The 24466-nt window shown below is 68.0% G+C and carries 22 protein-coding genes, 1 tRNA gene and 1 pseudogene; 21 read left to right on the plus strand and 3 right to left on the minus strand.

What is annotated here, in order from left to right; all coding sequences use genetic code 11:
* Positions 1 to 839 precede the first annotated feature (839 nt).
* The 17 genes and pseudogenes from VH571_RS10420 to VH571_RS10500 all read left to right on the plus strand — a co-directional run bounded on the left by VH571_RS10420 (position 840) and on the right by VH571_RS10500 (position 17705).
* Positions 840 to 1646, plus strand: coding sequence for a hypothetical protein (locus VH571_RS10420; RefSeq protein ID WP_423264497.1), 807 nt, complete (start codon positions 840 to 842; stop codon positions 1644 to 1646).
* Positions 1597 to 2640, plus strand: coding sequence for an HAD-IIA family hydrolase (locus tag VH571_RS10425; RefSeq protein ID WP_423264671.1), 1044 nt, complete (start codon positions 1597 to 1599; stop codon positions 2638 to 2640). The genes VH571_RS10420 and VH571_RS10425 overlap by 50 nt, the downstream gene beginning before the upstream one ends.
* A gap of 65 nt (positions 2641 to 2705) precedes the next feature.
* Positions 2706 to 2858 carry a hypothetical protein gene (locus VH571_RS10430; protein ID WP_194606605.1) on the plus strand — a complete coding sequence of 51 codons (153 nt, stop codon included), beginning with the start codon at positions 2706 to 2708 and terminating at the stop codon, positions 2856 to 2858.
* Positions 2858 to 3694, plus strand: a complete 837-nt coding sequence (locus VH571_RS10435) for a TlyA family RNA methyltransferase (protein WP_423264498.1) — start codon at positions 2858 to 2860, stop codon at positions 3692 to 3694. The genes VH571_RS10430 and VH571_RS10435 overlap by 1 nt, the downstream gene beginning before the upstream one ends.
* Before the next feature lie 4 nt (positions 3695 to 3698).
* A complete protein-coding gene (locus VH571_RS10440) occupies positions 3699 to 4610 on the plus strand; it encodes an NAD kinase (protein ID WP_055957251.1) in 912 nt (303 codons plus the stop codon).
* The gene (gene recN / locus VH571_RS10445; protein WP_423264499.1) at positions 4611 to 6338 is read left to right on the plus strand and encodes a DNA repair protein RecN; all 1728 of its coding nucleotides are present in this window, start codon (positions 4611 to 4613) and stop codon (positions 6336 to 6338) included. It abuts the gene before it with no gap.
* Positions 6339 to 6386: 48 nt separating this feature from the next.
* Positions 6387 to 8105: a CTP synthase gene (locus VH571_RS10450; RefSeq protein WP_423264500.1), complete on the plus strand. Its 1719-nt coding sequence runs from the start codon at positions 6387 to 6389 to the stop codon at positions 8103 to 8105.
* Positions 8106 to 8109: 4 nt separating this feature from the next.
* Complete coding sequence (locus VH571_RS10455) at positions 8110 to 8697, plus strand: NUDIX domain-containing protein (RefSeq protein WP_423264502.1); 588 nt, start codon at positions 8110 to 8112, stop codon at positions 8695 to 8697.
* A gap of 168 nt (positions 8698 to 8865) precedes the next feature.
* A complete protein-coding gene (xerD, locus tag VH571_RS10460; RefSeq protein WP_423264503.1) occupies positions 8866 to 9852 on the plus strand; it encodes a site-specific tyrosine recombinase XerD in 987 nt (328 codons plus the stop codon).
* Between the two features lie 199 nt (positions 9853 to 10051).
* Complete coding sequence (locus VH571_RS10465) at positions 10052 to 10885, plus strand: ParA family protein (protein ID WP_055961731.1); 834 nt, start codon at positions 10052 to 10054, stop codon at positions 10883 to 10885.
* Positions 10869 to 11717 (plus strand): segregation and condensation protein A, encoded by an 849-nt coding sequence (locus VH571_RS10470; RefSeq protein WP_423264504.1) that lies wholly within the window; start codon positions 10869 to 10871, stop codon positions 11715 to 11717. Before VH571_RS10465 ends, VH571_RS10470 begins: the two co-directional genes overlap by 17 nt.
* Positions 11707 to 12396: an SMC-Scp complex subunit ScpB gene (gene scpB, locus VH571_RS10475; protein WP_423264505.1), complete on the plus strand. Its 690-nt coding sequence runs from the start codon at positions 11707 to 11709 to the stop codon at positions 12394 to 12396. Before VH571_RS10470 ends, scpB begins: the two co-directional genes overlap by 11 nt.
* Positions 12386 to 13163: pseudogene (locus tag VH571_RS10480) on the plus strand (pseudouridine synthase); the annotation flags it as partial. The gene scpB and the pseudogene VH571_RS10480, both read left to right, overlap by 11 nt.
* 409 nt (positions 13164 to 13572) lie before the next feature.
* A complete protein-coding gene (locus VH571_RS10485; RefSeq protein ID WP_123943507.1) occupies positions 13573 to 14688 on the plus strand; it encodes a prephenate dehydrogenase in 1116 nt (371 codons plus the stop codon).
* Positions 14685 to 15455 carry a (d)CMP kinase gene (cmk, locus tag VH571_RS10490; RefSeq protein ID WP_423264506.1) on the plus strand — a complete coding sequence of 257 codons (771 nt, stop codon included), beginning with the start codon at positions 14685 to 14687 and terminating at the stop codon, positions 15453 to 15455. The genes VH571_RS10485 and cmk overlap by 4 nt, the downstream gene beginning before the upstream one ends.
* 94 nt (positions 15456 to 15549) lie before the next feature.
* Positions 15550 to 17019, plus strand: a complete 1470-nt coding sequence (gene der, locus VH571_RS10495) for a ribosome biogenesis GTPase Der (protein ID WP_370275193.1) — start codon at positions 15550 to 15552, stop codon at positions 17017 to 17019.
* Positions 17020 to 17153: 134 nt separating this feature from the next.
* Positions 17154 to 17705 (plus strand): hypothetical protein, encoded by a 552-nt coding sequence (locus tag VH571_RS10500; protein WP_055957268.1) that lies wholly within the window; start codon positions 17154 to 17156, stop codon positions 17703 to 17705.
* Between the two features lie 164 nt (positions 17706 to 17869).
* On the opposite strand, the gene VH571_RS10505 is transcribed toward VH571_RS10500, so the two are convergent.
* Positions 17870 to 18319 (minus strand): winged helix-turn-helix transcriptional regulator, encoded by a 450-nt coding sequence (locus VH571_RS10505; protein WP_423264507.1) that lies wholly within the window; start codon positions 18317 to 18319, stop codon positions 17870 to 17872.
* 54 nt (positions 18320 to 18373) lie between these two features.
* Here VH571_RS10505 and VH571_RS10510 point away from each other — a divergent pair, with 54 nt between their 5' ends.
* Entirely contained in the window at positions 18374 to 19603 is a 1230-nt protein-coding gene (locus tag VH571_RS10510) for an MFS transporter (RefSeq protein WP_423264508.1), read from the plus strand.
* Positions 19604 to 19781: 178 nt separating this feature from the next.
* Positions 19782 to 21764, plus strand: a complete 1983-nt coding sequence (locus VH571_RS10515; protein ID WP_423264510.1) for a primary-amine oxidase — start codon at positions 19782 to 19784, stop codon at positions 21762 to 21764.
* Between the two features lie 76 nt (positions 21765 to 21840).
* Here VH571_RS10515 and VH571_RS10520 read toward each other — a convergent pair whose 3' ends face one another.
* Complete coding sequence (locus VH571_RS10520) at positions 21841 to 22215, minus strand: hypothetical protein (protein WP_123943520.1); 375 nt, start codon at positions 22213 to 22215, stop codon at positions 21841 to 21843.
* Between the two features lie 383 nt (positions 22216 to 22598).
* Here VH571_RS10520 and VH571_RS10525 point away from each other — a divergent pair.
* A tRNA-Pro gene (locus VH571_RS10525) sits at positions 22599 to 22675 on the plus strand.
* A 256-nt stretch (positions 22676 to 22931) separates the two neighbouring features.
* Here VH571_RS10525 and VH571_RS10530 read toward each other — a convergent pair.
* The gene (locus VH571_RS10530) at positions 22932 to 23663 is read right to left on the minus strand and encodes a trypsin-like peptidase domain-containing protein (RefSeq protein WP_423264512.1); all 732 of its coding nucleotides are present in this window, start codon (positions 23661 to 23663) and stop codon (positions 22932 to 22934) included.
* Positions 23664 to 23975: 312 nt separating this feature from the next.
* On the opposite strand from VH571_RS10530, the gene VH571_RS10535 reads away from it, so the two are divergent.
* Complete coding sequence (locus tag VH571_RS10535) at positions 23976 to 24218, plus strand: hypothetical protein (protein ID WP_423264514.1); 243 nt, start codon at positions 23976 to 23978, stop codon at positions 24216 to 24218.
* The last annotated feature ends 248 nt before the right edge of the window (positions 24219 to 24466 follow it).

Consider the following 24466-nt stretch of genomic DNA (forward strand, 5'->3'; position numbering starts at 1 on the left):
AGACTCTCAGCGCCGATGGTACTGCAAGGGGGACCTTGTGGGAGAGTAGGACACCGCCGGACTCAACTTCAGCAACACCTTGAAAGCCACCCCATGACGGGGTGGCTTTCTTGCGTTTAACCCACCAACCGCGTCACCACGTTGCAGCTCTCCGCGGGCTGTTAGGCTGGCATCACAACACCACAGCAGGCCCTTCGGTCGACGCGTGCCTACGCCACGTCGCCGAAAGAACGAGTCAGGCGTCATTGAGCCGACTCTTCAGAGACTTTTACCCCGAGGAGAACCCCGTGAGCGAGCGCGACGACGACAACGAGAAGCGTCCGCGACGCGACGACCGCGGATCGGGCTCTGGTTCAGGGTCTGGACGGGGTAGTGGTAACGGTGGCGGAGCTAGAGGTCCCGCCGGCGCCGGGTCAGGACGCCCGGGAAGCGATCGCCCGTGGAGTCCCCGTCCGCCACGAGGTGGTTCGGATCGTCCCAATCGCGGAGCGTCTGACCGGCCTGCGACTGGGCGGCCCTCAGGGGAGCGGTCCGATACTCGTCGGCCTCCTCGCGGCGAGGGTCCCACAGGAGGTTCGCGGCCTCCGTTCCGCAGCGACGACCGGCCCCAGCGCTCGGGAGAGCGGCCGGAGCGAAGCGGGGGGCGCCCCAGCACGGGTGGCCGATCGACGTCAGGCCGTCCCACGACCGGCGGACGGCCCACGGGTGGGCGCCCGACCGGCGGTCGTCCGGGATCCTCGCGTCCGAACGATCGTGACGACCGCGGAAGCCGCTCCGGTCGCGACTCGCGTGATGGTGGTGGCGAGTGGGAAGACCGCGATCCGCTGGGCCTCCGCTCAGTGCGCCCGCGCCAGTTCGAGCCGCACCTGCCCGATGAGGTGGAACCGCGCCAGCTCGACAAGGTTGCTCGAGCCGAGCTGAAGACCCTCAGTAAAGAGAACGCCGACTTCGTGGCGCGCCACCTCGTGATGGCCGGCCAGATGATCGAGGAAGACCCGCAGCTCGCGCACCAGCACGCGCAGGCGGCTGGTCGCCGAGCCGGCCGCGTCGCCGTCGTGCGGGAGACGATCGCCATCACGGCCTACGCGCTCGAGGATTACGCGCTGACTCTTCGTGAGCTTCGTACGTACCGTCGCATCTCGGGCCGGAACGATCAGCTTCCGCTCATGGTCGACAGCGAGAGGGGCCTCGAACGACCCGACAGGGCTCTCGAGCTCGGCCACTCCGTCGATGTCGAGACGCTCGATGTCGGCGTGCGCGTGTCGCTCGCCATCGCCATGTCCGGGGCGCGCCTCGATCTCGACCAGAAAGACGCCGCTCTACGCGAACTCGAGATCCCGCAGCTCGATCGTCGTCGTGCGTTCAGCTACAGCCCCGACCTGTTCGACGCCTACGGAACCGTGCTCGAAGAGCTCGGTCGTGAGGCGGAGGCCGCCGAGTGGTACGCCCTGTCACGCCGAGCCAGCGGTGCTCTCTCCGCATCTGATTCTGAGGAAGACCATGAAACTGTCGAGATCGTGGAAGAAGAAATCGAAGGGTTCGACGGAGACGACGTCGCAGCCGACGACGAACTCGCAGGATCCGCGGACGGCGCCGATGGAGCCGACAACGGAGCCGACGCAGCCGGCGACGAACCCCGCGACTGAGCCGCGGTTTCCCCTCGCCGGAGTGGACGTCGTTTTGGCGGACCTCGACGGCGTCGTCTACACCGGCCGGAACGCCATCGACCACGCGGTCGACAGCCTCAACCGGGCGGCCGAGTCGGCTCGCGTCGGCTACATCACGAACAACGCATCGCGGACCGCGGACGCGGTGGCGGGCCAGCTCTCGGGCTTCGGGCTGTCGGTGGCTGCCGACGACGTGGTGACGAGCCCGCAGGCCGCCGTCCGTCTTCTGGCGACCGTCGTGGATCCTGGTGCGCTGATCCTCGTCGTCGGGGGAGAAGGGCTGACCACCGTGGTCGAGGCCGCGGGGTATCGAGTCACGCGATCGGCCGACGACGGACCCGACGGTGTCATCCAGGGTTTCTCGCCCGAGGTGGGCTGGAAAGACCTCGCGGAGGCAGCGTTCGCTCTCGCCGCCGACATCCCGTGGGTAGCGACAAACCAGGATTGGACGATTCCGCAGGAGCGCGGCATCGCGCCTGGTAACGGAACGCTGGTCTCGGCAGTGCACACCGCCGTCGGAAAGCTGCCGCTCGTCGCGGGCAAGCCGGAGAAGGCGATCTTCGACGCTGCTCTGGAGCGCTTCTCTGCCTCGAAGCCGCTGTTCATCGGCGATCGCCTCGACACCGACATCATCGGCGCCAACAAGGCGGGCATCCCGTCGGTCTTGGTTTTGACCGGGATCGACAAGGCGAAGCAGGTGCTGGCCGCCCCGACCGACTCTCGGCCCGACTTCATCCTCGGCGATCTGAGGGAACTCCACGAGGAGTACCCGGCGACGATCGAGACGAAGGATCCGACGGGCGCGCGGGTGTTCGAGGTCCGCTCCGCTCGGGTGAAGTTGCACGGAAACGTGGTCACCGTGCTCGACGAGGGGTCGTCACCGGTCGATCTGCTTCGCGCCGGCTCGGCCGCGGTGTGGGCCAGCGGCCTGATGATCTACGGGATGGTCGTCGACCCCAAGCTGTACGAGTAGCGCCACGGCGAGCCCTGGGGAGGACGCCACCGGGTGTCAGGGGCAGACGTTAGTGTGGACGAACCATGAGCGATAGCAGGCAATCCGTCGATGAGCTGATCTCGCGACTGACGGTCATCGACCAGCAGCCGCTCGATCAGCGCGCCGGTGCCTTCTCGCAGATCCACGACGAGCTCCGGGCCACCCTCGAAGACGGTCGCGGCCAGGGCGACCGGTGATGGCGTCGTCGTCACCCGACGAAGCCGGCTCGGCGAGCGAGGTATCGCGACTCGACGTGGCCCTGACATCGCGGGGTCTGGCTCGGTCGCGAACGCATGCGCATCGGATCCTTGCCGAGGGTCTTGTGACAGTCGACGGCCGCGCGGTGCTCAAGGCGTCGTTCCCGACCAAGGGTGACGCGACCATCGAGGTCGCGGGCATCGACCACTACGTGAGCCGGGCTGCGCACAAGCTCATCGGGGCCCTCGACGCCTTCGGTGTCGATCCGGCGGGTCGGCACGCCCTCGACGTGGGTGCGTCGACGGGGGGATTCACCCAGGTGCTGCTCGAGCGGGGCGCCGCGTCGGTGATCGCCCTCGACGTGGGGCACGGCCAGCTGGTGACAGCGATCCGGAGCGATCCGCGGGTCTCGGTCGTCGAGGGCAGCAACGCGCGCTATCTCGAGGCCGAGGTGCTTCGTGCGGCATCCGACGACGCCGATCTCATCTCCGTCGTGGTCGGCGACCTCTCGTTCATCTCTCTCACGATGGTGCTGCCAGCGCTCGTGCGGTCGGTAGGGCTCGAGGCCGACTACGTCCTGCTGATCAAACCGCAGTTCGAGGTGGGGCGGCAGGGAATCCGCGAGGGTATCGTCCACGACGCGGGCCTGCGGTCCGACGCCGTTCAGGCGGTTCTCTGGGCTGCTCACGATGTGGGTCTCGGCACCGCCGGCGTCGTGCCGTCGCCCATCGTCGGAACGAACGGCAACCACGAGTACTGCGTGCACCTGAGTGCCCGGGCCGGCACGAATCCGACAGAATGGATCGGTCGGATCGACGAGATGACGAAAGGGTGATCCCATGGAGAGCCAACAGCGGCACATCCTGATCGTCTCGCACACGGGGCGGCGCGACTCGATCGATGCAGCCCTCGACGTCTGTCGAGCCCTCGACGCAGCGGGTCTCGTGCCCGTCTTGCCCCGAGACGAGTTCGACGACATCCGAGCGGCCGAGCCCGCGTTCACGGGCGTGCACCTGCTGGGTGACGACGTGCTCGTCGACGACATCGAATCGGTCATCGTCCTCGGCGGCGACGGGACCATCTTGCGAGCCGCCGAGCTGGTGCGCGGCACCCGGGCGCCGATCGTCGGAGTGAACCTCGGCCACGTCGGCTTCCTCGCCGAGAGCGAGCGCGAAGACCTGCACGACACCGTGCAGCGCGTGGTCGCCCACGACTACGAGGTCGAAGAGCGATTCGCGCTCGAGATCGCCGTGATGGTCGACGGGAAGCAGGTCTACGAGACCTGGGCCCTGAACGAGGCCACGGTCGAGAAGGCCTCGCGCGAACGCATGCTCGAGGTCGTTATCGAGGTCGACGGGCGCCCGCTCTCGTCGTTCGGCTGCGACGGCGTGGTCATGTCGACTCCAACCGGCTCGACGGCCTACAACTTCTCGGCAGGCGGGCCCGTCGTGTGGCCGGAGGTCGAGGCGATGATCCTCGTTCCGCTCAGCGCCCACGCACTGTTCGCGCGACCACTCGTCGTCGGGCCCCAGTCCACCTTCGCCGTGGAGGTGCTGAGCCGGACCGACGGCTCCGGCGTGCTCTGGTGCGACGGCCGCCGCGCACACACCCTCGAGCCCGGAGCCCGAGTCGTTGCACGCCGATCGGCCCAGCCCGTCCGTCTGGCTCGCCTGCGGACGGCGCCGTTCACCGACCGCCTCGTCGCGAAGTTCCACCTGCCGGTCACCGGCTGGAGAGGCCCGCACACCTAAGTGATCGAAGACATCAGCATCCGCGACCTCGGGGTCATCGGGCGAGCCACCCTGCCCCTCGGGCCCGGTTTCACCGCCGTCACCGGCGAGACCGGTGCGGGCAAGACCATGGTCGTCTCAGCGCTGGGGCTTCTGCTCGGGCAGCGTGCCGATGGCGGTGCCGTACGGTCCGGGAGCGCCCAGGCGGTCGTCGACGGGCGCTGGTCGGTACCCGACGGTGGTCCGGCCGCCGAGCGCGTGCGCGATGCCGGAGGAGACGTCGACGATGGCGAGCTCTTCCTCAGCCGCATCGTCTCGAGCGAGGGGCGAAGTCGTGCGGTCGTCGGCGGTCGATCGGCGCCGGTCGGCGTGCTCGGCGACCTGGCGGAGCACCTCGTGGTGGTGCATGGGCAGTCCGAGCAGATCCGTCTGAAGTCGGCGGCGGCGCAGCGCTCGGCAGTCGACGCCCACGGCGGAAAAAAGCTCGCCGCAGTGAGGGCGAGCTACACCCAGGCCTTCGAGAGCTGGCAGAAGGCGGCCCGCGAGCTCGAGACGATCACCGGTGATCGAGACGCTCGATCCGCCGAGGCCGACACCCTCCGCGCCGCCATAGACGAGATCGAACGGGTTGGCCCCACGGCCGGCGAAGACGCCGACCTCGACGCCACCGCCGAGCGCCTGAGCAACGCCGAAGACCTCCGACTCGCAGCCGGCCTCGCGCACGAGGTCCTGTCGACCGACGCGGTCGACGGCACCCGTGACGTCCTGTCGCTGGTCGAAGAAGCGCGCCGCCAGGTCGAGCGGGTGGCGCAGCACGACGCCGAGCTCCAATCGATCGCCGATCTGCTCGCGGAGGTGAGCGTGCAGGTGTCCGACACGTCCGCGCGGTTGTCGAGCTATCTCGGATCCCTGGACGCCGATGTCTCGCGCGAACTCGAGACCGTGCAGGAGCGCCGTGCCGACCTCGGCGCCCTCGTGCGCAAATACGGGCCCACGCTCGACGACGTGATCCAGCTCGTTGCCGACGGATCGGAGCGCCTCGTCGAACTCGACGGCGACGACGATCGAGTGGTCGGTTTGGCCGCGGAGGTCGAGGCACATCGGGCCGCAGCCGAGGAGCTCGCAGGTCGGCTGACGGCGCTCCGCCGCGAATCTGGCGACGATCTCGCGGCGCGAGTGAGCGACGAGCTCGCGGCGCTGGCCATGGCCGGGGCTCAGCTGGTCGTCTCCGTGAGCGACCGAGGAGAGCTCGGTGCGTCCGGTGCCGACACCGTCGAGATTCTGCTGCGCCCGCACTCCGGCAGCGAACCGCGGCCCCTCGGCAAGGGGGCGTCGGGCGGCGAGCTCTCGCGGGTGATGCTGGCCATCGAGGTCGTCATGGCTGCGTCGAGCGCCGTGCCGACGTTCGTGTTCGACGAGGTCGACGCGGGCGTGGGCGGCGCGGCCGCCATCGAGATCGGCAGGCGCCTGGCGATGCTCGCGGAGCGCGCCCAGGTGATCGTCGTCACGCACCTCGCGCAGGTGGCGGCCTTCGCGACGAACCACCTCCGAGTCGTGAAAGACGCCTCGGGTGAGGTGACCGCCTCCAGCGTGCAGCAGCTCGAAGGCCAGGAGCGCGTCGCCGAGATGGCCCGGCTGCTCTCGGGGCTACCTGACAGCGAGAGCGGACTCGAGCACGCACGCGAGCTGCTCGACCTCGCCACCGCCCGTCCGACACGCGCGGGAGTGCGCACCGATACACGGTCGTAACGACCGGAGGCTGTTCGGTGAACCACGAGTGACGTAGGATGGAAGCCCGTGGTGGTCAATCAAAACTCCGGCTCGGTCAACTCGTCAAACGACACGAAGGTCACGAAGCACATCTTCGTCACCGGGGGCGTCGTCTCTTCTCTCGGCAAAGGCCTGACGGCCGCAAGCCTCGGCAATCTGTTGACTGCTCGCGGGCTCCGCGTCGTCATGCAGAAGCTCGACCCGTATCTCAACGTCGACCCGGGAACGATGAACCCGTTCCAGCACGGCGAGGTCTTCGTCACCGATGACGGCGCCGAGACCGACCTCGACATCGGGCACTACGAGCGGTTCCTCGACATCAACCTCAACCAGGGCGCGAACGTCACGACCGGTCAGATCTACTCGACCGTCATCGCGCAGGAGCGCCGGGGCGAGTACCTCGGCGACACCGTGCAGGTCATCCCGCACATCACCGACGAGATCAAGCGTCGCATGCGCCTGCAGGCCTCCGACGAGCCGCAGCCCGACGTCATCATCACCGAGGTCGGCGGCACGGTCGGCGACATCGAGAGCCAGCCGTTCCTCGAGTCGGCCCGTCAGGTGCGTCACGAGCTCGGTCGCAAGAACGTCTTCTTCGTGCACGTGTCGCTGGTCCCGTTCATGGGGGCCTCCGGCGAGCAGAAGACCAAGCCGACGCAGCACTCCGTCGCCGCCCTCCGCGCCATCGGCATCCAACCCGACGCGCTCGTGCTCCGCAGCGACCGACCGGTCACCGAGTCGAACCGCCGCAAGATCGCGCTGATGTGCGACGTCGACGAAGACGCCGTGGTCAACGCCAAAGACGTGGCCAGCATCTACGAGATCCCGGCCATGCTCAACGAGCAGGGCCTCGACGGCTACATCATCGAGCACCTCGGCCTCGATGAGAAGGCCGGCGCGGTCGACTGGACCGGCTGGAACCCGATTCTGTCGGCCGTCAAAGACCCCAAGCACGAGGTCACGATCGGCCTGGTCGGCAAATACATCGACCTTCCCGACGCCTACCTCTCGGTCACCGAGGCCCTCAAAGCCGGCGGCTTCGCACACCAGACCAAGGTCGTGCTGCGCTGGATCCCCTCCGACGACTGCGAGACCATCGAGGGCGCCGCGAAGGCGCTGGCCGACGTCGACGGCATCTGCGTTCCCGGCGGTTTCGGCATCCGCGGCATCGAGGGCAAGCTCGGAGCGCTCCGGTTCGCCCGTGAGAACGGCGTCCCGACCCTCGGGCTCTGCCTCGGCCTGCAGTGCATGGTCATCGAATACGCCCGCAACGAGGCCGGCCTCGCCGGGGCATCGTCGTCGGAGTTCGACCCCGACACCGAGTACCCGGTGATCGCCACGATGGCCGAGCAGGTCGACATCATCGCGGGAGGAGACCTCGGCGGAACCATGCGCCTCGGCCTGTACCCGGCAGCGCTGACCGCCGGATCCTTGGCTTCTGACGTATACGGCTCGGAGCTCGTCGAAGAGCGCCACCGCCACCGCTACGAGGTCAACAACCACTACCGCGAGCAGATTGCCGACGCCGGCCTGGTCTTCTCGGGCACGTCGCCCGACGGCCAGCTCGTCGAGTACGTCGAGCTCGACCGCGCCGAGCACCCGTACTACATCGGCACGCAGGCGCACCCCGAGCTGCGCTCGCGCCCGAATCACGCGCACCCGCTGTTCTCGGGTCTCGTCGAGGCGGCACTCGACCGTCAGAACGCGACGCGGCTGTTCGAGGTCGCCGAGGCCGAGGGTGCCTGAGGGCGTGCCGTCGACCGGGTCTGATCTGCCGGGCGTGCTCGCCGACGACCCGACCGAGGTGGCCGTCACCCGGTCGGACGTGGTGTTCGAGGGCGCGGTCTGGAACATCCGGCGCGAGACGTTCGAGTACGGCGGGTCGGCGATCGTCCGTGAGTACGTGGCGCACACCGGCGCGGTCGGCGTGCTCGCCCAGGACGACGAGGGGCGGGTGCTGCTGATCAAGCAGTACCGTCACCCGATCCGATCGCGCGACTGGGAGCTGCCGGCCGGCCTTCTCGACATCCCCGGCGAAGATCCTCTAGTGGCAGCCCAGCGTGAACTCGCCGAAGAGACCGATGTCACGGCCTCCGCGTGGGAACACCTCATCACCTTCAACACGACGCCCGGTGGCAGCAACGAACAGCTGATCGTCTTCCACGCGACCGGTGTCTCGGCGACGGATGCGGCGTTCGAGCGCGAGGCCGAAGAGGCCGACATCGAGGTGCGCTGGGTGCCGCTCGACGAGATCGTCGACGCTGTGCTGGGCGGGACGGTGCACAACTCGATCCTGTGCGTGTCGGCCCTCGCGCTGCAGGCCAAGCTCGCGCGGTAGCTGGTGGATTGGTAGCCGGGAGCTGAGGCACCCCGGGATGGCTAGACAACCCCCGGATGCCGCGGTGATTCTGGCCAAGGAGGGGTGCGTCGGCGTCTGCGCGCCATCGCGTGGGCGGCAGCGCGTGCGCAGCAGCGCGTGCGCGCCGGCGCGCCTAGCCTGGGGAGCATGACCTCGAAGCTCGACGACGCCGTGCAGCGCTACCTGCGGCACGTCACGGTCGAGCGCGGTCTCTCGCCGCACACGGTGGCCGCGTACCGGCGCGACCTCGCGCTGTACGCGACATTCCTCGAGGAGGCGGGCATCCAGGATCCTGCCCTCGTCGATTCGGTGCTCGTCGCGGGCTTTCCGGCCGCGCTCGCCACCCGCGAGGTGCCGCTCGCCGCATCGTCGGTGGCGCGCGCACTGTCGAGTGTGAAGGGGCTGCACCGGTTCATCGCCGAGGAGGGCCTGGTCGCCGACGACGTGACCACGAAGGCGCGACCACCGAAGCTGCCGTCGCGGCTGCCGAAGGCGATCACCGTGGCGCAGGTCGAGGCGTTGCTCGCAGCGACCGACGGCGACGAACCGACACGGCTCCGTGACAAGGCTCTGCTCGAGTTGCTCTACGCGACCGGCGCGCGCGTGACCGAGGCGGTGTCGCTCAACGTCGACGACGTGATCGAGGGCGATGTGGTGCGGCTGTTCGGCAAGGGCGGCAAACAGCGGATCGTGCCGCTCGGCAGCTACGCCCGGCGGGCCCTCGATGCCTACCTGGTGCGGGCGAGGCCGATCTTCTCGGTGCGGGGGACCGCGACGCCCGCTCTGTTTCTCGGAACACGCGGGGCACGGGTGTCTCGGCAGAACGCCTGGTTGATCATCCAAGCGGCGGCGTCCCGGGCGCAGCTCGGCTTCGAAGTGTCGCCGCACACGCTCCGACACTCGTTCGCGACGCACCTGCTCGAGGGTGGGGCGGATGTGCGCGTGGTGCAGGAGCTGCTCGGGCACGCGTCGGTGGCGACGACGCAGATCTACACGCTCGTGACGGCGGACGCGCTGCGCGACGCCTACGGGCAGGCGCACCCGCGAGCACGGTGGGCGCCGGGGGAGAAGGAGGCTCGTGCTGCCCTTAGTCGTCGGGCCAGCGTCGCCTCGGCAGGAGCCGCTGCGGGGTAGTCCTGTGCTGAGGAGCGGAAAGCAGGTCGACTCCCTGTCAGGCGAGCATCTCGTGCCCGAACTCCCTCGGGCTGAGACGGGCCTCCTTTAGACAGGGCGAGGCAACCCGGCCTGGGCAGGACGCGCCGGTAGGATTACCCCCGTGAGTACGACGCCGAAATCGACCGAGGCCCCTTCCGCGGAGAGCCCGGCCGTCGAGATGGGGCCGACCGGCCGACCCCGCACGGCCTTTCCGGTGCCGGCCGAGCTTCAGAGCCACGGCCCCGCCCGCATCATCTCGCTCTGCAACCAGAAGGGTGGCGTCGGCAAGACGACGACGACCATCAACCTCGGCGCCTCGCTCGCCGAGTACGGCCGCAAGGTGCTCGCCGTCGACTTCGACCCGCAGGGTGCCTTGAGCGCGGGCCTCGGCGTGCAGACCCACGACGTGCCCACGGTGTACGACCTGCTGATCGGCACGGTCAAGGATCCCCACGAGGTCATCCAGGGCACCAATGTGCCGGGGCTCGACGTCATCCCGGCCAACATCGACCTCTCCGCCGCCGAGGTGCACCTCGTCAACGAGGTGGCTCGCGAGCAGATCCTCGCCCGAGTGCTGCGGAAGGTTCGCGACGATTATGACGTGATCCTCGTCGACTGCCAGCCGTCGCTCGGAATCCTGACCGTGAATGCGCTCACCGCGGCCCACGGGGTGCTGATCCCGCTCGAGTGCGAGTTCTTCGCCCTGCGCGGTGTCGCCCTGCTCGTCGAGACCATCGACAAGGTGCGCGACCGGCTAAACGAAGACATCGAGCTCGACGGCATCCTGCCGACCATGTACGACTCGCGCACGCTTCACAGCCGCGAGGTGCTCGAGCGGGTCGTCGACGCATTCGGCGATCGGGTGCTCGAGACGGTCATCACCCGGACGGTCAAGTTCCCCGACGCCTCCGTGGCCGCAAGCCCGATCAATCAGTTCGCGCCGTCGCATCCGGCTGCCGAGGCATATCGCCAGCTGGCCAGAGAGCTCATCGCCCGTGGCGCCGCAGCCTAGCGACTCCACTCTCGATGCCGGCGTCGCCTCCGACGTCGAGCCGTCGACCGACCAGGCGTTCACCCTGCGTCTCGACAACTTCTCCGGCCCCTTCGACCTTCTCCTCTCGCTGATCACCAAACGCGAGATGGACATCACCGAGATCGCGTTGAGCGAGGTGACCGACGAGTTCCTGTCGTACCTCCGCGGGCTCGACTCCGACGAGGAGCTCGACAAGGCCAGCGAGTTCCTGGTGGTCGCCGCCACCCTCCTCGACCTCAAGGTCGCCGGACTCCTTCCGCAGGGGGAGCTCGTCGACGCCGAAGACGTCGCGCTGCTCGAAGCGCGCGATCTGCTTTTCGCACGCCTCCTCCAGTACCGCGCCTTCAAGCAAGCGGCCGAGTGGTTCGCGACTCGCGGTGAGGCCGAGGGCGATCGACATGCCCGGAGCGTCCGTCTCGAACAGAAGTACCGCGTGTCGACGCCCGAACTCGTCTGGACCCTGTCGGTCGACGACTTCGCGGCCATCGCGGCGATGGCGTTGACGCCGAAAGAGGCCCCCACCGTCGGGCTCGACCACCTGCACGCGCCTCTGGTGAGCATTCGCGAGCAGGCCGCCATCGTCGTGTCGATGCTCCGGCGCGGTGCCGTGCTGAGCTTCCGCGAGTTGATCGACGGGGTCGACGTGAAGGGGGTCGTCGTGGCGCGGTTCCTCGCGATCCTCGAGTTGTACCGCCACGTGTCGCTGAGCTTCGAACAGCTCGAACCCCTCGGCGAGCTCACCATCCGCTGGACCGCCGAGCACTGGACCGAAGAGAACCTCGCCAACCTGGGGGCCGACTATGACGGATGATGCAGCGCTCAACGACGCAGCCCTCTCTGATGCAGCGCTTAAAAACGCAGCCCACTCCGATGCAGCGCAGACCGACTCCGCGTTCGCTGACGACCAGGCCCTCCCGACGCCGGGCGTGCCGATCGCTCGCACGCTCGAAGCGATCCTCATGGTCGCCGACGAGCCCCAGAGTCTCGTCTCGCTGGCCACAGCCATCGGGGCACCTGTCGCGGCCGTACGCCAGGCGATCGAATCGCTCGTGGCCGACTTCGACGGGGTCGACCAGGGCGACGGCGCACCGACGACCCGCCGCGGCTTCGAGCTGCGCGAGGTCGGCGGCGGCTGGCGGTTCTACGTCCGCGAAGAGTTCGACCCCATCGTCCGCGACTTCGTGCTGACGCAGAACCCGACCCGGCTCTCGCAGGCCGCACTCGAGACGCTCGCGGTGATCGCCTACAAGCAGCCGATCACCCGAGGCGCCATCGCTCAGATCCGTGCCGTCAACGTCGACAGCGTCGTCCGTACGCTGCTCGGCCGCGGACTCATCACCGAATCGTTCACCGACGCCGAGACCGGCGCCATCAATTACGAGACGACCGAGTTGCTGCTGACGCACCTCGGCGTCAACTCCCTCGACGAGCTGCCGCTGATCTCACCGCTGCTCGCCGATGGGCAGGAAGGTTTCGACAATGGCCGATAACGACACCACTCCAGGATCCGAGGCGGCGCCGCAGGGCGAGCGCCTCCAGAAGGTCATGGCGGCGGCGGGTATTGCCAGCCGACGTGTCTCCGAAGACTTGATCGCCGCCGGCCGCGTCACGGTCAACGGCGAGGTCGTCACCTCCGCCGGGCGTCGAGTCGACCCCGCGGTCGACAAGGTCGTCGTCGACGGTCAGGCCGTGCAGCTCGACCCCACCCGGCGCTACCTGATGCTGAACAAGCCGGTCGGCGTCGTGTCGAGCCTGCGCGACGAGCGCGGGCGCCCCGACCTCACCGAGTTCACGCGCCACTACCCCGAGCGGCTCTTCAACGTCGGCCGACTCGATGCCGAGACGAGTGGTCTGCTTATCCTGACGAACGACGGCGAGCTGGCGCACATTCTCGCGCACCCGTCGTTCGGGGTGACCAAGACGTACATCGCCAAGGTCGACGGATCGATCACACCGACCACGGCGAAGAAGCTCGTCGCGGGCATCGACCTCGACGACGGGCCCATCACGGCCGACTCGGCGCGGGTCGTCGACCGTGGCACGGGGCAGGCGGGTGGCACGAGCATCGTCGAGATTACCCTGCACTCCGGCCGCAACCGTATCGTTCGGCGCATGCTCGACGCGGTCGGGCACCCGGTCGTCGACCTCGTGCGTCGCCAGTTCGGCCCGCTGCACCTCGGTTCGCTGCGCGTGGGCGAGGTGCGCGACCTGACTCGCGACGAGCTCGGCGACATCCTGACGATCGCGCGCGACGCCGGGGTCGGAGCAGCCGAGCCGTCGGCGGTTGCGGCAGCCGCCATGCAGGAGAGCATGGACGACAGCGGGGTCGAACTCGTGGCGGTTGTCGACGACGACGTCGCGGAGTCGGAGAAGGAGTACTACGACGAAGACGACGAGGAATACGAGCCCGATCTCGATGCGCGGGAGGAGAGCCGCCGCGGCCGAGCGAGCGCGCAGGGGGGCAACGGTCAGAACGGCAGCGGGCAGGGTGGTGCCGGAGGTGGCGCAGGGCAGGCCGACCGCCGCGAGCCCAAGAAGCAGTACGACAGCGACGGCAACCGCCGTGTGGCCGTCAACGGCGACGTGACCGGGGGCCGCGCTCCGACGCCGAGCCGACGATCGCAGGTACGCCGTCAGCAGGAGGAGCGCCGACGAGGTAGCGGCCGGTGAGCTCGACCCACGAGGGAGCTCACGAGCCGAAGCGGCTCGTCGGCCCCGTCCGCATCGTCGGCTCCGGCCTTCTCGGCGCGAGCATCGGCCTCGGCCTCCGGCAGCAGGGCGTCGAGGTCATCCTCGACGACGCCTCGCCGTCGGCCCGCCGCCTGGCAATCGACTACGGCGCCGGCCGCGCGCCCGCCGACGGGGACGAGCCGACCCTGATCGTCGTCTGCGTTCCCCCGGATGTCACAGCCGACATCGTCGTGCGCGAGCTCGCCGACTACCCGAACGCCCTCGTGACTGACGTCGCGAGTGTCAAGGTCGAGCCGCTCCGCGAGCTGGAGCGTCGTGGCGCCGACGTCTCGCGCTACATTGGCTCGCACCCCATGGCCGGGCGTGAACGCGGCGGCCCCATCTCGGCGCGCGCCGACCTCTTTGTCGGACGCCCCTGGGTGATCGCCGGCCACGACGCCATCAGCTACCGCGCCGCGGCCGCTCTCGAAGACCTCGTGCTCGACCTCGGAGCCACCCCGATCGAGATGACGCCCGAAGAGCACGATCGCGGGGTGGCCGTCGTCTCGCACGCGCCCCAGGTGGTCGCCTCGCTCATGGCGGCACGGCTCGGAGATGCCCCGGACGCCTCGCTCGGCCTGGCGGGGCAGGGCGTCAGGGACGTCACACGGATCGCCGCCAGCGACGCCGGCCTGTGGGTGCAGATCCTCGGGGCGAATGCCGGGCACGTCGAAACCGTGCTCCGGGCGCTGCGGGACGATCTCGACGGCGTGATCTCCGCACTCTCGGCCCCGTCGGATCCTGGGTCGCTGCGCGCGATCGCCGAAACCATTGGCCGTGGCAACACGGGTGTCGCCCGCCTGCCCGGTAAGCACGGTCAGAGCACCGTCTTCACGCGGGTGGTCGTCATGGTCGACGACACCCCGGGCCAGCTCGGGCGACTGTTCACCGAGATGGGCGAAGCCGGCATCAACCTCGAAGACCTCCGTCTGGAGCACTCGCCCGGCGCGCAGTTCGGCCTCGCCGAAGTGAGCGTCGTGCCCGAACATGAAGAACGACTTATCGACGAACTCGTCCGGCGCGGCTGGACCATTGCAGGAGCACAGGCATGACGAACCCCGACCTTCCCGAGACCTCCGAAGAGCTACGCGACTTCAAAGCGGACCTCCTCTCGCGGTATCGCTCGAGCAGCCTCTACCGACCCGTCGTCGTAGCCGTCGACGGCCCCGCGGGCAGTGGCAAGTCGAGCGTCAGCCGGGCGACGGCGGTGGCCCTCGGCTTCGACTACCAAGACACCGGTGCGGCCTACCGGGCGTTCGCCCTCCATGCGGTGCGGTCGGGTGCCGACCTGTCTGACGCTGCGGCCGTCGTCGCGGTGATCCCGACGTTCGACTACGAGATCGGCACCGATCCGGGTGACTACTTCGTCCGGATCTCAGGATCCGACGTGACCGACGAGATCCGGACGCCCCAGGTCACGCAGTCGGTCGCCTCCGTCTCGAAGCTCCCCGAGGTGCGGAGTCACCTGGTCGAGGTGTTCCGCGGCATCATCGCCGGCACCGAGAAGCCCGGCATCGTGACGGAGGGGCGTGACATCACGACGGTCGTCGCGCCGGATGCGCAGGTGCGGATCCTGCTCACGGCTACCGAAGAGGCTAGAATGGCCAGGCGTTCCGCAGAGATCACGGGGCAGAGTGCCGAAGAAACTGCCCGGCAGCTGTCGAAGAGAGATCAGCAGGACAGCAAGGTGGTCGACTTCATGACAGCCGCAGAAGGCGTCACGACCCTCGATTCCACTCATCTCGACTTCGATCAGACCGTCTCGGCCATGGTCGAGCTCGTCCGTTCCACTGCCACGGCGCCCGCGCCCCAGGCATGACCGGAGAGCACCCACGTAGCTAGGAGCCACCATGGCGAACGACAAAGACAGCGCCTCTTCGGGCGACCGCGATTTTCCAGAGTTCGACGACTCGATGGCCGATCGCCTCGCGACCCTCGACGACGTCGACGCGGAGCAGCGCGCATCTGCCCTGCGTCAGGGGCTGACCGACTACGAGCTCGACGACGAAGACCTCGATGTGCTCGAAGCGGGCGAGTGGGATCCCAACGCGATCACCTACGCTCCCGCCCTGCCGGTGCTCGCGATCGTCGGTCGACCCAACGTCGGCAAGTCGCAGCTCGTCAACCGCATCATCGGCCGCCGCGAGGCCGTCGTCGAAGACAAGCCGGGTGTCACCCGCGACCGCGTCTCGTACAAGGCCGAGTGGGCCGGGCGCCGCTACACGATCGTCGACACGGGCGGGTGGGAGCCCGACGCCCTCGGCATCGACGCCTCCGTCGCCATGCAGGCCGAGATCGCCGTCGACCTGGCTGACGCCGTCCTCTTCGTCGTCGACGTCAACGTCGGTGCTACGTCAACCGACGAGCACGTCGTCCGCATGCTGCGCGCCACCCACAAGCCCGTGATCCTCGTGGCCAACAAGACCGACGACGACCGCAAGGCGATCCAGGCCTCCGAGCTCTGGAGCCTCGGCCTCGGTGAGCCGTTCCCCGTCTCGGCGCTGCACGGCCGCGGCGTCGCCGACCTCCTCGACAAGGCGATGGCCACGCTGCCCGCCGTGTCGAAGGTCGCGAAAGAGGAGATCGGCGGGCCCCGCCGCGTCGCCATCCTCGGCCGCCCGAACGTCGGCAAGTCGTCGCTGCTCAACCGCGCCGCGGGTGAGGAGCGAGTCGTCGTCAACGAGATGGCCGGCACGACCCGCGACCCGGTCGACGAGCAGGTGTCGATCGGCGGTCGCATCTGGACCTTCGTCGACACCGCCGGAATCCGCAAGCGCGTCCACCTGCAGCAGGGTGCCGACTTCTACGCGTCGCTCCGCACCTCGGCCGCGCTCGAAAAGGCCGAGGTCGCCGTCGTCGTGCTCGACGTCACCGAGCCCATCTCGACTCAAGACCTCCGCATCATCGACCTCGTACTCGAGTCCGGCCGCGCACTCGTGCTGGCCTTCAATAAGTGGGACCTCCTCGACGACGACCGCCGCCGCTACCTCGAGCGCGAGATCGACCAAGACCTCGACCACGTCTCGTGGGCCCCGCGCGTCAACATCTCGGCCAAGACCGGCCGCCACCTCGAGAAGCTCGTGCCCGCGCTCGAGCTCGCTCTCGAGTCGTGGGACACCCGCGTGCCCACCGGCAAGTTCAACGCGCTGCTCGCCGAACTCACGCAGGAGCACCCGCACCCCGTCCGCGGAGGCAAGCAGCCCCGGATCCTGTTCGGCACCCAGGCAGCCAACCGCCCGCCGACGTTCGTGCTGTTCACGACCGGGTTCCTCGACCCGCAGTACCGCCGGTTCATCACGCGTCGTCTGCGCGAGATCTTCGGGTTCGAGGGCACTCCGATCACGGTCAACATGCGAGTGCGCGAGAAGCGCAAGCGCTCGTAGGCGACAGGCGGCGCTGCCGCTGCTGCCTTTGACGTAAATACCGTGGTACGTCGGGCGGACTAGGAGACGTGCCGCGGCGCGTCGGGCAGTCCGTACGACGTCGGGTAGCCGCTCGGGTGAGGGAGAATAGGCGCATGGCCACCGCATCGACGCCGCCGCCCGGTACGCTGGGCGCACTCGTCGATCGGCTGTTCGCCACCTTTCGCGTCGATCGTCTTGCCGGGGGGCGGCAGCACGCCTACGTCGTGCGCGAAGACATGCGTCGGCATCCGCGCACGGTGCGGTCGTTCAAGGCGATCCGCTGGCTTCTCGTCGGCGAGACGGTGGTCGGCCTCGCGGCGGTCGTGATCGCGACTGTGCTCGCGTCGCACGGTGTGCACGTGCCGTGGGCTGTCTGGTTCCGGTCGACGGTGGTGCTGCTGATCACGCTCTCGCTGTACGTGTTCGCGTGGCGGGCCCAGCTCGGCTATTACTGGGCGTTTGCGCGGCTGCGGCTGTTCTCGCGGATCTTTCCGCTGGTGACGGTGGTGGTGGCCAGTTTTCCGGGGCTGTACCCGACGTGGATGGTGATCGAGCAACTCGTGTTCTCGGGGCTGATGGTCGCGATTGCGGTCGTGCTGTCGAACCCGCACCTGCGCACGGTGTTCCCGGCTCCGGTGCGGCGTGGCTCGCGGAAAAGCGTTTAGTCGCGATTCGCAGGTTTAGTCGCGCCGTACCGCGACTAAACGTGCGAAGCGCGACTAGGTGGTGGGCCTGAAGCACGCGTTGCTCCCCGAATCACGCATCGCTCGCCGAATAATCGGTTCGCGACGCGTGAAACGGCTAGCGAGACCGGGCGCGCGCAGCGAGGTCAGGCCGAGGGGCGGACGAGCGTCACCTGCGACGCCGGGACGGACGCACCGCCGGCCATGGCGAACGTCAGGTGCACCGGGTCGCCGGTGTGGGAGTCGAGGTAGCGGATCCTCGTGCCGGAGTCGACGGGGAGGTGATCGGCGCCCCATCGCCCCAGAGCCGCGAGGACCGGCGCCAGCTCGCGGCCGGCGTCGGTGAGGACGTACTCGTCGCGTTCGCGCTCGCCGGGGTCGCGATAGGTCTGGCGGACGAGCACGCCGCAGTCGACCAGGCTGGCCAACCGCGCGGTGAGGATGTCGGGGGAGACGCCCAGGGAGGCGCGGAACTCGGAGAAGCGGGAGCGGCCGAGGAACGCGTCGCGCACGATCATGAGGGCCCAGCGCTCGCCGAGGACGTCGAGACTGCGGGCGATCCCGCAGGTGGGATCGGGGCACGCGCGTGGTGACATGCCACCTACCCTACCTCAGTAGGGTTTTCGTAGCCAGCCTGCTACTGTCGCGTCATGCCCGCTTCGACCCGTCAGCCCACGTCTGATCGCCTGGCCTTTTGGACGTGTGCGGCCGTGCTCGCCCTCGCCCTCTGGACGAGCGGTGCGGCGACCCCCGTCTACCCGCTGTACACGGCCGACTGGCACCTCACCGCGCTGCTGACGACGTCGATCTTCGCCGTCTACCCGCTGGTGCTCGTGGTCGTGCTGCTCGTCTTCGGCGACCTGAGCGACACCATCGGGCGGAGGGCCAGCATCCTGCTCGGAGTCGCAGCGTCGATCATCGGCGTGCTGCTGTTCGCGGTCGCGCCGAACGTCGGCTGGCTGCTCGTCGGGCGAGCCTTCATGGGCCTCGGCGTCGGCCTCTCGCTCAGCCCTGCCACGGCGAAGATGATCGACATCGCCGGGCCCGCGAACTCGGCGCGGACCGGCGCCATCAGCACCGCCTCGACCGCCGTCGGGCTCGTCTTCGCGACGCTGCTCGGAGGTGCGCTCGTGCAGTACGCGCCGTTCCCGCTGCACCTGACCTACTGGATCCTGCTCGCTGTCGAGGCCGTCGTGCTCGTCTTCGTCTGGCGTCTCGGCCGCGACCGACCCGCGGAGGCCGGGCGCTGGAAGCCGCACGGCATCAGCGTGCCGCGGTCGCTCTGGGGAGCCGTGGCCGCCGCAGCCGTCTGCATCAGTGCCGCGTATGCGCTCGGTGCGGTCGTGCTCTCGCTCGGCGCCTCGATCGGCAAGCAGCTGATCGGCAGCGACAACGCGTTCGTGACCGGCGCCATCATCGCGCTCTCGATGGGAGTGATCGGCGTCGTGGCTCTCGCGTCGCGCCGCCTGCCGCTCGTCGTCGCCACGCCGGTCGCGTTCGTGGCCACTGTGCTCGCCTTCGCGTCGCTCGTCGCGGCCGGATCGTTGCATTCGCTCGGGCTTTTCCTGGCCTTCTGTGTGCTCGGCGGGGTCGGTTACAGCCTGTTCTTCGCGGCCGGCCTGCAGATCGTCAGCCGCTACGCGCCGGCTCACCACCGCGCCGGAACCCTCTCGGCCGTCTACCTCGTCGCCTACCTCGTTCAGGGTGCCGCAGCGCTCTGGCTGGGGGCGGAGGCGACCGCAGGAGGACTCGAGCACGCCGTCGACCTCGGGGCGCCGGTGATCGCCGGGCTGGCACTGGTCGCGCTGGTCGCGGTCGTGATGTTGGCGGTGCCGCGACGCGGGGCCGGGGCGGCGGCGGGTGGGTCGGCGCGAATCTGAGAGCGATCTAACCGGCGAGTCACACCGGTTACCGCGGGGAGGCGGGCGCCGGGGTGGATCGCTCGCAAATGTGCGAGGGGAAGGGCCGGGACGAGGATCCGGCACGGCCCCGCTGACAGAACGGCAGGCGGGGCCACCGAACCGGCACCCGACCGCCGCCGCCGCTCCGAGTACGGTCGTGGCCACCACCCGCCGCGCCGCCGAAGGAGCACCGTTGCCTACGCATCCCCTCGAGCCCCTGTCCGCCGACGAGATCTCGGGGGTGTCTCGGATCCTGAAGCGCGATCAGGGACTCCTGAACTCCGCACGATTCGTGTTCATCGAGACGTTCGATCCGCCGAAGTCGGTCGTCGTCGACTGGCAGCCGGGTGACGCGTGGGATCGGCAGGGGTTTGCAGTGATCCGCGAGACCGCCGAGCACGCCACCTACGAGGCGATCGTTTCGCTGACCGAAGATCGGGTCGTCTCGTACGAGCACATCGAGGGCGTGCAGCCGCCCATCACCGTCGAGGAGTTCGACAAGTCGGAGGAGCTCGTCCGGGCCGACGTGCGCTGGCAGGAGGCCATGCGGCTCCGCGGCGTCGAGGACTTCGACAGCGCCATGATCGACAAGTGGTCGTCGGGCTACACCGGTGAGAACGATGCACCCACCCGCAGACTCGCGCGACTGCTGACGTTCGTGCGGCGCGGCCAGTACGACAACGGCTACGCCCACCCCGTCGAGGGACTCATCGTCACGATCGACATGGACACCTGGGAGGTGCTCGAGGTCACCGACCACGGAGTCGTGCCGCTGCCGCCGACGAACGGCAACTTCGAGGAGGCGCTCTGGTCGCGCGACGGTCAGTACCCGCCGCACGACGCGGCTCGAGCGCCGATGAAGCCCATCGAGATCAGTCAGCCCGAAGGATCCAGCGTCGAGCTCGACGGACACAGCCTCAGCTGGGGCCCCTGGCGGCTCCAGGTCGGCTACACGCCGCGCGAGGGCGTCGTGCTGCAAGACGTGCGGTACCTCGACCACGGGAAGCTGCGGCCGATCCTCTACCGCGGATCGGTGTCGGAGATGTACGTGCCCTACGCCGACCCGGCAGCGACGCACTGGAACAAGAACGTCTTCGACGAGGGCGAGTACGGGCTCGGCGTGCTCGCCAACTCGCTGGAGCTCGGCTGCGATTGCGTCGGCGAGATCCTGTACCTCGATGCCGTGGTCAACGATCAGGACGGGTCGCCGCTGGTGATCCCGAACGGCATCTGCATTCACGAGGAAGACGCCGGCATCGGCTGGAAGCACACCGAATACCGCGATGGCCGAGGCGAGGTTCGCCGCAACCGCCGACTCGTCATCTCGTTCTTCGTCACCGTCGGCAACTACGACTACGGCTTCTACTGGAACATCCACCTCGATGGGTCGATCGAGCTCGAAGTGAAGCTCACCGGCATCATCTCGACCGGAGCCCTGCTGCCCGGAGCCGTAGCACCCGGCGACGAGCCGGGGTTCGGGTCGCTCGTGGCGCCGCAGCTCTACGGGCCGCACCACCAGCACTTCTTCTCGGTGCGCCTCGACATGCAGGTCGACGGGCAGCGGAACAACATCTCGGAGCTGAACTCGGCGGGGGTGCCGGCCGGTCCGTCGAACCCGTGGGGGAGTGCGTGGCAGGTCGAGCGGACGCACTTGACTTCAGAGTCAAGCGCCGCACGGGAGGCGTCGCCGCAGACCGCGCGAACGTGGATCGTCACCTCGGCCGACACCGTCAACGGCATCGGCGGCCGCCCCGGCTACCTCATCGAGCCGGGAGCCGCGGCGCCGTTCTTCGCCCTGCCGGGGTCGCAGCAGCGGGAGCGGGGGGCCTTCGCGACGAAGCAGCTCTGGGTTACGGCGTTCGAGCCGCGGCAGCGCTATGCGGCGGGCGAGTACATCGCGCAGCAGCCGGTCGACCAGGGAGTGTCGCGGTTTATCGAGGGCGATCGGCCGCTTGTCGACGCCGACCTCGTGTGCTGGTACACGGTCGGCGTGCACCACGTCGTGCGCCCCGAGGACTGGCCGGTCATGCCCGTGGCCCGGGCCGGATTCCACCTCAAGCCGGTCGGGTTCTTCGACGGCAACCCGATGCTCGACCTGCCGATGGAACCGATGGGAGACCACTGCGCCCACCACGAATGAGCGGCTGCGGCCCCGGGGCTCGGCTGTGGGGTGCGTCGCTGTGGCGCGGATCGACCTGAGGTGGGAGGACGCCGACCTAGTCGACGCTGGGGGCGCGCGTGAGCGTCACGATGGTGCTCCCGGCTTGCGATAACTCGATTGTGTCGTCGTGATTGCGGAAGGTGGCGGTGTACGTCTCGACCGTTCCCGTCTGCGAGACCTTCAGCGTGTAGCCGCCACGGTCGGCCGTGCCCGTGATCTGGCACATGCCCGGCTTCGCGATCTCTTTCATCGTGCCGCCGGTGTAGAGCATGTTCGTGCAGTTGCCGTCGTCGCTGATCGTCTTGTTGGGCGAGCCGTCGGAGGCCTTCCAGACGCCGGCGATGTCGGGGTAGCTGGTGGAGCAGCCGGTGAGGCCGAGAGCCAAGGATCCGACGGTGGCGGCGACTAGGACGACGAGCTTCTTCTGCACGGGGCGGCTTTCGATCTGGGGGTTCCAGGCTAGCGCTGGTGCGGGGTGCGGTGAGTGCTGCTGGCTGGGGTCGCCGCGGTTGTCTCTCGGGGGTCGGTGTTTCTTTTTTCCTGATTGACTCTGGAGTCAATTGCGGGTCGGGTGCTGCGGCGGCTGGGCTCGGTTGGGGTGGGCTGAGCTGGGCCGGCTCGCGTCTCGACCGTAAAAGCGTCACCCGACCGTGAATAAACGCGGTCGGATGACGCAAACACGGTCGGGGCGGGTCTCGGATCTCGCGGGTGGTTCGTGGGAGGCCGCTTGGTCGGGTATGCTTGTCCGGTTGCCTCGGTCGGGGCAACACCGGATTACATCGGCTGTTCCTCACGGTTCAGACGGAGTCATCTCGGGCTGTGGCGCAGCTTGGTAGCGCACTTGACTGGGGGTCAAGGGGTCGCAGGTTCAAATCCTGTCAGCCCGACCAATGTGAAGGACGGTCGCCTCTGGCGGCCGTCTTTTGCGTTGGTCCGGCTGACTCGGACGCGAGGCTGCTCGTGGGCCCACGGCGCGAGGGGCCCCAAGCTACGCGCCGGCGGCGATTGGGGGAGCACTGGGGAGTCAAATCCTGTCAGCCCGACCAAGAAAACCTTAATGGGAATTACATTCTCGCTGGGGATTTTTGCATGCCCGGACGGGAATCCACTCCATAAGCACTCCAACCTGGCGCAAATTATGACGGCCTATTCATCGGACTGTTGGAGTTGCATCGGGCGCTCGTTACCCGAAAGGTGCTCCCCAAGCCAATCTGCCACGTTCGAGAGGAGGAGGGCGACGCCGTAGGTAATAATGTGCCGCGCCTCAAATAATGTGCGCTGGCCATCCTCTTCCACCTTTTCCTCGTAATGCCCAACGGTGTAGCTCTCGACGTTGGCCGTGACAAGACCCATGACGAGGTCGGGTTCGGTCGGGGAATAGATGGGTGCTCCGCTAAGACCCAGAGGCGCAGGAACACTCAGTTCGCTCGCCAAGTATGTCCATTTTTCATGGTGTCCATACTTGAAAATCCGTTGCAAGTAACCCTTGTACATGCGGGACGGAGTCTTTCCTGCGCCTTCGGGACTGTCTGAGGGGAAACCGAATGAGTGGAAGTCGTCTCCATATCTGTGGACATTTGTCCCGTCTGAGAAAACCGACATGGAAATTCCTGCTCCCTTGGCCTCGCCAGACAAAGCGAGATTAAGGATTGCAATATCGGCCGTTGGGTGCACTATCACTCCGATCACATCGTGAACTGTCTCGTGCTGAGGGAAGATCACGACGTAATTCGCTTCCGCATTTAGGACGTTGTGCGCCGCCGTCAAAGCGATACCGTCTCTGACAAACCCAAAGCACGTTCCTTCTTGAACCCAGGCAATCAGCTCTTCAGACCATGCGTGTAGTCGGCCAATGTGGTCAACGGGATTTGACGTCATAGCCTTGAACGTATCGGCTACTGTGGCACCTGCGCCTCAGTGGACCTCGTGGGATTCGAACCCATATCCGGCTGAGTTGAAGTCATCCCGCTCGGATCCTCATGGGATCGAACGTGGCGTCCGATGTTTCCACGTCACCCGCAGACGCCCGGAAGGGCGACCGGGGATTGTCGGGGGCTTTCGTCATACTCGCCGCATGACGAACGTATTTAGGGGAGCGCTCGGCTCTGTCGTGGGAGGCAGGAGTGTCAGCAAGATGAGCACGTTCGCCGACGTGAGGCCGCAGCCAGCCTCATCGAATGGATGATCCTGATGCCCGAGCAACTCCGTCATCTCCGGGACCGCTGCGTAATCCAGTTCTGGTTCGATGCGATTCCAGACGCGTACGGGAGTATCGACGCCACGAGAATCCGCGAACCACGCCAGTGGCGGCACCTGAAGCGGCCCTCAGAGGCGTGCCTCGGCGAGGCGCTGGGGAATGGTGTGGTCTACAGCCATCACTCCGACGACCTACACCCTCAGGAAATCGACTACGACCCGCGGTGGGCGAGCTAAGCGGATGACTTCATCGAAATGTGCGTCATGCAAGTTCGAGTTTGGGAGAACGAGTGGGTCGGTCGTCGAGCCAGTCACGTGCGAATCGCGGGGTTTTAGGACTGGCTCCGCGCCAAAACAGGGATTCCTTCTAATGACGTACTTGTGCCGAAGACCGTCCCAGCTGTCAACCCCGATGGCGGAGCGGATTGAGCCAGCAGGTACTTGGAGGCCCGACGCAGGGCACGACGGGGCAGGATCCGGGCGAG

The sequence above is a fragment of the Frondihabitans sp. 4ASC-45 genome (assembly GCF_049472575.1).
GTDB lineage: Bacteria > Actinomycetota > Actinomycetes > Actinomycetales > Microbacteriaceae > Frondihabitans.